This is a genomic window from Curtobacterium flaccumfaciens (genome assembly GCF_018598405.1).
GTDB lineage: Bacteria > Actinomycetota > Actinomycetes > Actinomycetales > Microbacteriaceae > Curtobacterium > Curtobacterium aurantiacum.
This window is the reverse complement of the sequence record NZ_JAHEWS010000051.1, coordinates 1-7,745: the sequence shown is the minus strand read 5'-3', so window position 1 is coordinate 7,745 and position 7,745 is coordinate 1. Positions and strand designations below refer to the sequence as shown.

At 72.9% G+C, this 7,745-nt stretch carries 7 protein-coding genes; 6 read left to right on the top strand and 1 reads right to left on the bottom strand.

Going from position 1 to position 7,745, the window contains the following annotated elements:
• The first annotated feature begins 76 nt into the window (after positions 1–76).
• The gene (locus tag KK097_RS17610) at positions 77–1,234 is read left to right on the top strand and encodes a hypothetical protein (RefSeq protein WP_214545608.1); all 1,158 of its coding nucleotides are present in this window, start codon (positions 77–79) and stop codon (positions 1,232–1,234) included.
• A gap of 19 nt (positions 1,235–1,253) precedes the next feature.
• On the opposite strand, the gene KK097_RS17605 is transcribed toward KK097_RS17610, so the two are convergent.
• Positions 1,254–2,786, bottom strand: coding sequence for a trypsin-like peptidase domain-containing protein (locus KK097_RS17605; RefSeq protein WP_250896903.1), 1,533 nt, complete (start codon positions 2,784–2,786; stop codon positions 1,254–1,256).
• Positions 2,787–2,945: 159 nt separating this feature from the next.
• On the opposite strand from KK097_RS17605, the gene KK097_RS17600 reads away from it, so the two are divergent.
• The 5 genes from KK097_RS17600 (at position 2,946) to KK097_RS17580 (ending at position 7,126) form a co-directional block, all read left to right on the top strand.
• Positions 2,946–3,980 (top strand): FecCD family ABC transporter permease, encoded by a 1,035-nt coding sequence (locus KK097_RS17600; protein ID WP_214530791.1) that lies wholly within the window; start codon positions 2,946–2,948, stop codon positions 3,978–3,980.
• Between the two features lie 83 nt (positions 3,981–4,063).
• The gene (locus tag KK097_RS17595) at positions 4,064–5,062 is read left to right on the top strand and encodes a FecCD family ABC transporter permease (protein WP_214545607.1); all 999 of its coding nucleotides are present in this window, start codon (positions 4,064–4,066) and stop codon (positions 5,060–5,062) included.
• Positions 5,063–5,197: 135 nt separating this feature from the next.
• A complete protein-coding gene (locus tag KK097_RS17590; protein WP_051596676.1) occupies positions 5,198–5,677 on the top strand; it encodes an FHA domain-containing protein in 480 nt (159 codons plus the stop codon).
• The gene (gene ftsR, locus KK097_RS17585) at positions 5,677–6,381 is read left to right on the top strand and encodes a transcriptional regulator FtsR (protein WP_214530795.1); all 705 of its coding nucleotides are present in this window, start codon (positions 5,677–5,679) and stop codon (positions 6,379–6,381) included. The genes KK097_RS17590 and ftsR overlap by 1 nt, the downstream gene beginning before the upstream one ends.
• Positions 6,382–6,565: 184 nt before the next feature.
• The gene (locus KK097_RS17580) at positions 6,566–7,126 is read left to right on the top strand and encodes a MerR family transcriptional regulator (protein WP_027465231.1); all 561 of its coding nucleotides are present in this window, start codon (positions 6,566–6,568) and stop codon (positions 7,124–7,126) included.
• Positions 7,127–7,745: the final 619 nt, after the last annotated feature.

Below are 7,745 nucleotides of genomic sequence, written 5' to 3'. Positions count from 1 at the left end.
GCGCCCACCCGCCCGGCCCCGCGCACCCCGGCGAGCCGCACGCCCCCGCGCCCCGCTCCCGACATACGCTCATCCCATGGCAGTCCCCGTCCCGCTCGGCACCGAGGACCGCACCGCCCGCCTCACCCTCCGCCGCCCGGACTCCTGGCGCCGCGAGGACTCGGCCCAGGCGGACCTGCGCGTCACCGGCGACGACGTCGTCCTCACCGTCCGATCCCGCCCCAGCGACCGCGCGATCGGCGACGAGAACACCGGCCTGCTCGAACGGCTTCCCGGCTCCGTCGAAGGCCTGCTGCTCGTCGGCTGCGACCCCTGGACGGCCGCCGGCGCCCCGGCCCGGCTGGTCGAGTACGTCCGCCCCGACGAGCACGGCGACGTCGCCGGCACCCACCTGCTCTTCGTCACCGGTCGGCACCGCGTCGACCTGACGATCGAACGACCGCTCGCCCGGCTGCTCGAGACCGACGACCTCGTGCTCGCTGTCCTCGAGAGCGTCCGCGCCACCGAGTCGGTCCCGGTCCGCCCCGAGCGCGACCTCGAACCCCTGCCCGCTCCCGCTCCGGCATCGACGCTCGACGGGCCCCGGCTCAGCGCGGACGCGATCGGCACCCTGCAGAGCCTCGCCGGACGACGATGGAACCCCACGCTCCTCCGCACCGTGGCGGGCCGCGAACTCATCGAGGCGGGCCTCGTCGGCCGTCTCGGCACCCTGCCGGAGTCGACCCAGACCCTCCTCGAGCCCTGGCAGGGCGATGCCCAGCCGGTCACGCTGGAACAGCACCTGCCCGACGGGGGCGAGTCGCGCCTCCAGGCCTGGTCGCAGACCGTCGTCGACGGAACCGGCGCGGCGGGCGCCGTGGTCGCCTCCGTCACGCCGGACCGGGTGGTCGCGCTGATGGCCGGGAGGCTCGGCATCGGTCCGACGTGGACCTTCCCGTTCCGCACGGGGTCGCTCCCAGGGCACCTGGTCGGCCGCAAGCTGGCCGGCGGTCCCGACGCACCGGACCTGCCCGAGGCCCTCGCCGAGGCCGATCCGCGCCTCGCGCGGTTCTGGGCCGCGCCCTGGACCGTCTCGTACCTGCGTCGCCCGGGCAAGCCGAAGCCGATCACGATCGTGCGGGCCGAGGGGCTCGGATTCGCCCGCGTGGGGACGACGAAGGCCGGGGAGACCGCCTTCCGGACGGACTCCCCGGCGAACGTGTACCGGTCGGTGGTGCGGGCGCTGCTCGGCTGAGCGCGCCTGGGTTCTCCTGCTACGCGGCGGGGCCGGCGGTCAGGGTGACGGTGACGGTCTTGGCGGCGCCGGTGCTGTCGGTGTAGCGGACGCTCACCTTGTCTCCCACCGAGTGCGACTGGACGACCTCGGTCAGCTGGTCCGAGCTCGTGACCGCCGTGCCGTCGATGCTCGTGATCGTGTCCCCGGCGGCCAGGCCGGCGCTCGCGGCGCCGGAGCCCTCGACGGTGCCGGCGACGGGGACGCCGCCCGTGGTGCCGGTGGTGTTGCTGACCTGGACCCCGAGGAACGCGGGCAGCCCGATGGTGATCGTGCTCGACGACTCCCCGGCGAGGATCTTCTCGGCGATCGTCTTCGCGGTGGTGATCGGGATGGCGTAGCCGGTGACGTCGGCCGTGCCGGAGGACGCTGCCGTGGCCATGCCGACGACCTCGCCCTCGCTGTCCAGCACCGGTCCGCCGGAGTCACCGGAGACGATGTCCGCCGAGATCTCGATCAGGCCGGTCAGGGACTCGGTGCCGGTGCCGGACTCGCTCTGCACCTGGATGTCCTGGTCCGTCGCGGTGACCGTGCCCTCCGCGGCGACGAGGTTGCCGGTGCCCTCGGCGTTGCCGACGTCCTTCACGGTGTCGCCGGTGCTCGGCTCGCCGTCGTCGTCGAGCGTGACGGTGGACAGCCCCGAGGCGTCCTCGAGCTTCAGGACGGCGACGTCGTTGGTGGCATCGGCCCCGACCACGTCGGCCTTGTACTCCTTGCCGGTGGTCTCGTCGGTGACGGTGATGCTCGTCGCGCCCTGGATCACGTGGTTGTTCGTCAGGATCGTGCCGTCGGAGGTCAGGACCATGCCGGTGCCGGCCGCCTGCGACGACTCGTCGTAGTTCAGGACGGTGTTGATGGTCACGACGCCCTTCTTGTCGGCGGCCGTCGCTGCGGTGGCGGGGGACTGGGTCGTGCCGGTGCCGGTGCCGGTGCCGGTGTCGCTGCCGCTCCCGGTGCCGTCGCCGGGCACCGTGAAGCCGTTCGTGCCGTCGCTGCTGCCGGTGCCGCCGGTCCCGTCGGTGCCGGATCCGGTGTCGGGCAGCGTGGTGGTGCCCTGCGACTGGCTCGACGTCGTGGTCGTTCCCTGCGAGGACAGGCCGAGGGCGGTGCCACCGGCCGCACCGACGATGGCGAGCGCGGCGATGCCGGAGCCGATCATCAGGCCGAGCCTGCGCGGGCGCTTCGCGGTGCCGGGGTGGGTGGCGGTGCCGAGGTGGTACGCGGTGCCGGGGTGGTTCGCGGTCGCCGCCGAGGACGCCCAGGCGTGGTTCGCGCCGGCGAGGGCGGGGCTGCCGATCAGGTAGGGGCCGCGGCCGTCCGGCGTGTAGGCGTAGGGGCCGGAACCGTCCGGACCGTAGAGGTAGGGACCGGAGCCGTCGAACGCGTAGGCCGGGCGCAGGGAGGCCGGGTCAGCGTGCGGCGCCTCCCAGTGCGTCCCGGGAGCCTGCTGCTGCGCGGCGGGGGTGCCGTCCTCGTCGTGGTCGGCGGCTGCGGGGTTCGGGGTCTCGTTCATCGGTGCTCTCCGGTCGTCCCTCGACGGCCCGGTCGGGCGTCGATGGAGACCAGTACAGAGCGCTTCCCCATGACGAGCCTATGAGCGAACCCTGCGCACGCTCCGGGCTTGCTCGGGGGACGCCGAGTGGGGCTCCGGCGTTAGGGTGGCCTTACTTCCATGCCTCCGTCGACGCCCACGCCCCCGGCTCCCAGCTCCGTCCCCCGACTCGTCGGTGCGACCGTGCTGGCGGTCGTCGTCCTCGCCGTGGCCTGTGCGCTGTCGATCGCGTACGGCTCGCGGCCGATCCCGCTCGGCACCGTCCTCGACACCGTGCTGCACCCCGGCCGGAACGACGAGGTCGGGCTCATCGTGCTCGGCAACCGTGTGCCCCGCACCGTCGTCGGGCTGCTCGCCGGCGCCGCGCTCGGTGTCGCCGGAGCGGTGATGCAGGGCGTCACGCGGAACCCGCTCGCCGACCCGAGCGTGCTCGGCATCAACTCCGGCGCCACCCTCGCAGTGGTCGCCGGCATCGCGCTCTTCGGCGTGAGCGGCACGGCCGCCTACCTGCCCTTCGCGTTCGTCGGGGCCGCCCTCGCCGCCCTGCTCGTGTACGGGATCGCCGCGGTCGCCCGTCGCGGTCTCTCACCCGTCGGACTCGCGCTCGCCGGAGCCGTGGTCGCCGCGGCGCTGGCGTCGGTCACCACCGCGGTGCTCGTGACCGACCAGAGCCTCCTCGACCAGCTGCGCTTCTGGCAGGTCGGTGCCCTCGCAGGCAAGGACCTCGGCACCGCGGGCGTGATCACGGTCCCGGTGCTCGTCGGCCTGGTGATCGCGTTCGCCCTCGGCCGGTCGCTCAACACCCTCGCGCTCGGCGACGAGCTCGCGGCGTCGCTCGGGCAGCGGGTCGTGCTCGTCCGCGCCGTGGGCGGTCTGGTCGCGGTGCTGCTCGCCGGGTCCGCGGTGGCCGCCGCCGGGCCGATCGCCTTCGTCGGGCTCGCGGTGCCGCACGCCGTCCGTCGGCTGAGTGGCCCCGACCACCGCTGGACCATCCTGCTGTCGGCGATCGTCGCCCCCGCACTCCTGCTCGTCGCCGACGTCATCGGCCGCGTCGTGGCGTACCCGGGGGAGCTGCAGGTCGGCATCGTCACGGCGCTCATCGGGGCACCGGTGTTCATCGCGCTCGTGCGGTCGAGGGCGGTGCGGGGACTGTGAGGCGGTTGTTCGGCTCCGGCCGCCCGCGGTCCGGCGGGCGCCCCCGGTCTGGCGGTCTGCGCCGCTTGGCCGGCCTGCGCCGCTTGGCCGGCCTGCGCCGCTCGGCCGGCCTGCGTCGTGAGTTCGCGGTGCTCGTCGCCGTGGTCGTCGTCATCGTGGTGCTCGTCCTGGTCGGGCTCGGTGCGGGCTCGATCCCGCTCACACCGGGTCAGGTGCTCGCCGCCCTGTTCGGCCAGGGGGACCGGATCTCGGACTTCGTCATCGGGCAACTCCGCGGGCCGCGGGTGTTCGGTGCCGTGCTCGTCGGTGCCAGCCTCGGTGTCGCCGGGGCGATCGTGCAGAGCGTCGTGCGGAACCCGATCGCGAGCCCGGACGTGATCGGGATCACCTCGGGAGCGAGCGCCGCCGGACTCACCGCCATCGTGCTGTTCGGTGCCAGCGGCGGCACCCTCTTCTCCGTCGTGCTCGTCGGCGCCGTGGTGGTCTCGATCGTCATCGCCGGGCTCGCCTGGCGACGGGGGATCAGCGGCAACCGGGTGATCCTCGTCGGCATCGGCGTCGCGGCGATATGCCTGAGCATCACGGGCTGGATGCTCACGAGCGGCACCGTCACCCAGGCCGGCACCGCGCTGCTCTGGCTCTCCGGCAGCCTGAACGCCGTCGACCGCGACCTGGTCGGGGTGCTCGGCGTCGCGTTCGTCGTGCTCGGCCTGCTCGCGCTGCTGCAGTCCGCCCGTCTGCAGGTGCTGAGCCTGGGGGACGAGGTCGCCGCCGCGCTCGGACTCCGGCCGGACCGAGCGAAGGTGCTCCTGCTCCTCACCGCCGTGTGCCTGACCGCCGCAGCCGTCGCGACCGCCGGGCCCGTCTCCTTCGTGGCGCTGATGGCCGCGCCGATCGCGCGACGCCTGGTCGGCGGCGGACGGGTGGCACTCGCGCCGGCCGCTGCCGTCGGTGCCGCGATCACGCTCGGCAGCGATCTGCTGGCACAGTTCGCCTTCCCCGGCACCGCGCTGCCGGTGGGCGTGGTGACGGGCGTCGTGGGGGCGCCGTACCTGCTCTGGTTGCTCGCGCGGGGTCGGTGACGCAGGGTCGCAGGTGACGCTGTGGCCGCTCGTGCGTTCGCGGATCGCGGAAGTCGCTCCACAGTCCCAGATCAGGGCTGCCGCTCGGGGGTTCGTTTCCGATACGCTGGTGGGCCAAGAGGAGGAGGTCCACCGATGCCAGATCCAGTGGTCCCGCAGCCGGGCGGTCAGAAGACCCCGGAGCAGCGGCTGGTCGACACCACGCTGACCTTCAGCATGGACATGGGAGCGGCGCTCACCGCCGAGTCCGGTGTCTCGACCGAAGAACGTGAAGCCGTCAACGCGCTGCCCTCCGGGTCGGCGTTGCTCGTGGTCCGTCGTGGTCCCAACGTGGGGGCCCGGTTCCTGCTCGACTCCGACGTCACGACGGCCGGTCGTCACCCCGACGCCGACATCTTCCTCGACGACGTCACCGTGTCGCGCAAGCACGCGCAGTTCCTGCGCCACGGCACGAGCTTCAGCGTCAAGGACAACGGCTCCCTGAACGGCACGTACTTCGACGGTGTCCGCATCGACGAAGCACTACTCACCGACGGGGCCGAGGTCCAGGTCGGCAAGTTCCGCCTGACGTTCTACGCATCTCGGGTCGACCTGGCGCGCCTGGCGAACGCGTAGTGGCCGCACGGTCCGCTGCGGCCCGGGCGGGGTCCGCGGCACCGGACCTGCTCACGATCGGGCAGGTCCTCGCTCGCCTCAAGCCCGAGTTCCCGGACCTGTCGAGCTCCAAGCTGCGGTTCCTCGAAGAGCGCGAGCTCGTCACGCCGATCCGCACGGCGAGCGGGTACCGCAAGTTCTCCGCTGCCGACGTCGAGCGACTCCGCGTGATCCTCGGGCTGCAGCGCGACCACTACCTGCCGCTCAAGGTCATCAAGGACTACCTGGTCGACCTCGACGCCGGGCGCGAACCCGTCCTGCCGGGTGGCGGGGACGCGCCGAAGCCGTCGATCCTGGGCCGAGAGCGCCGCTACACCCGTGACGAAACCGTCCGGGCCGCGGGCGCCTCGCCGATGCTCCTCGCCGACGCGGTGTCCGCTTCGCTGCTCCCGGCAACTGACACCTACGGCGACGACGGCGTCTCCGTGCTGAAGGCCCTGGTCGAACTGCAGCGAACCGGCATCGAGCCGCGGCACCTCCGCACGCTGCGCAGCACCGCCGAGCGCGAGGTCGGTCTCATCGAATCCGCCCTCATGCCGGTTTCCCGACGGGGTGATGCCACGTCGAGGGCGAAGGCCACCGAGCTCGCGCGTGAGATCGCCGGACACCTGGAGATCATCCGCTCGAACCTCATCCGCCAGGCCATCGGACGTCTCGACGCATGACACCATCGGGCGCTCCGACAGGGCTTGTGTGTCAGGGGTCGGGGCGTATCCTCGACACGCCGGACGCGCCGGGTCGGATGTCCCGCGCGGGAGCGGTCGGAGTCGCTACCGTGGACCTCGGAACAACTCTCAACCCGTCGTTGAAGCTTCGGGTGGGAGCTCGATCGTCGTGGAAGGCAAGCTCATGAGTGGGAACGACACCCCTGGCACCGAGTCTGATGTGACCCGGTACGACCTCGGGCTGCTCTTCACCGATGGTCTGCCCGAGCACGACGAGCAGAACGGTTACCGCGGCACCGTCGCCGCACGGGCAGCCGGCATCTCGTACCGTCAGCTCGACTACTGGGCCCGCACCGAACTCGTGCAGCCGACGATCCGCGGGGCCGCCGGCTCCGGGTCGCAGCGCCTGTACGGCTTCCGCGACATCCTCGTGCTCAAGCTCGTGAAGCGCTTGCTCGACACCGGCATCTCGCTGCAGCAGATCCGCACCGCCGTCAACCAGCTCCGTGAGTCCGGCGTCTCCGACCTGGCCCAGACCACGCTGATGTCCGACGGCGCCTCGGTGTACCTGTGCACCTCCGACGACGAGGTCATCGACCTCGTGTCCCGCGGCCAGGGCGTCTTCGGCATCGCGGTCGGCAAGGTCCTGCGCGAGGTCGAGAGCTCCCTGGTCGAGCTCGACGCCACCGCCGCAGCTGACCCCTCCGACGAGCTCGCCGCTCGTCGGGCTTCTCGCGCTTCCTGACCCGCGCTTCCCGCTTCCCGCTCCCTCGCTCGCGCCCGGCCCGGGCTGAGATCTCACGACCTGCCGCGTGCGTGTCGCCGAGGTGTCGCGAACTGTCGCTTGCGACGCCGCCGGCCGACAGTTGGCGACCACTGGGCGGACGTGAGCGGCATGTCGTGGATCCCCGGCGAGCCGGAGCCGGGCGTGTCCGCCGGGGCTGGTGCGGGCCTCCCAGCTGTCCGAGATCCCGCGAACCGCCGCGTGCGCGTCGCCGAGGTGTCACGAACCGTCGCTTGCGACGCCGCCGGCCGACAGTTGGTGACCTCTCGGCGGACGTGAGCGGCATGTCGTGGACCCCCGGCGAACCGGGCCGGGCGTGTCTGCGCGGCTGGACGGGCCTCCCGGCTGTCCCAGAGCGGTCGCGACCTGCCGCGTGCGCGTCGCCGAGGTGTCACGAACCGTCGCCTCCGACGCTGCCGGCCGACAGTTGGTGACTTCTCGGCGGAGGTGAGCGGCATGTCGTGGACCCGCGGCGAACCGGGCCGGGCGTGTCTGCGCGGCTGGGACGGGCCTCCCGGCTGTCCCAGAGCGGTCGCGACCTGCCGCGTGCGCGTCGCCGAGGTGTCACGAACCGTCGCCT